The organism is Kineococcus glutinatus (assembly GCF_039542765.1).
In the GTDB taxonomy this organism is placed as follows: domain Bacteria; phylum Actinomycetota; class Actinomycetes; order Actinomycetales; family Kineococcaceae; genus Kineococcus_A; species Kineococcus_A glutinatus.
The window spans coordinates 1-862 of sequence record NZ_BAABIL010000708.1; the positions used below are offsets into that span (position 1 = coordinate 1).

1 protein-coding gene is annotated in these 862 nt (G+C 79.0%); it reads left to right on the plus strand.

The annotated features are described in order from the left end of the window. Window positions 1-169: 169 nt before the first annotated feature. Window positions 170-862: PAS domain-containing protein (locus tag ABEB16_RS20435; RefSeq protein ID WP_345714030.1), on the plus strand; the 693-nt coding region annotated here is incomplete at its 3' end.

Consider the following 862-nt stretch of genomic DNA (forward strand, 5'->3'; position numbering starts at 1 on the left):
CCGCACGCCATCGCGACCGTGGCGTCGCGCCCTCGAGTGTCCCGCACCCCGGCCCGCGCGAACGAGCGGGTCGCAGCGGCACGGTAGAACATGGGGCCCAGTCCTGGGAAAGCGGCCGCCCCACCGGCGGCCCCCGCACCGCTGCACCGCCCCGAGGAGAGACCGACGCATGGCCGAGCGCAGCCACCCGCCGTCGCGCGCGCTGCTGGAGGCGGCCGGCGACGCGGCGGCCGGCTCCTCCCCGACGGCGGCCCGCCCCGTCATGGCGGCCCTGCGCCAGCGCGCCGCCGACGCCGTCGGCCCGGCGTTCGCGGTGAGCGACCCCGGCCTGCCCGGCAACCCCCTGGTGTGGGTGGACGAGGCGTTCACCCACCTGACCGGCTACGGCGCGCACGAGGCCGTCGGGCGCAACTGCCGTTTCCTGCAGGGCCCGGGCACCGACCCCGCGCCGGTGCGGGCCATGCGGGAGGCCGTGGCCCGCGCCGAGCCCGTGGACGTGACCCTCCTCAACCACCGCGCCGACGGCACCCCCTTCTGGAACCGGGTGTCCCTCGTGCCCGTGCGCGACGAGGACGGCCGGCTGCTGCACTTCGTGGCCGCCCTCTCCGACGTCAGCGAGCGGGTGCACGCCGCCGACGAGGTGGCGCGCGCCCACGGTCAGGAGCGGCAGTCGCGGGCCCGCCTGGCCCTGCTGCTGGAGCTCAGCGGGGCCGTCACCGACCTCGACGTCCCGGCGGCGCTGCGCGAGCTGGCCCGGCTGCTGGCCCGCGACCTCGTGGACTGGGCGCTCGTGCTCCAGGCCCCCGGCGCGGAGGTCGTCGCCGCCGAGGGCGCGCTGCGGCGCGGGCCGGGGGAGCTGGTG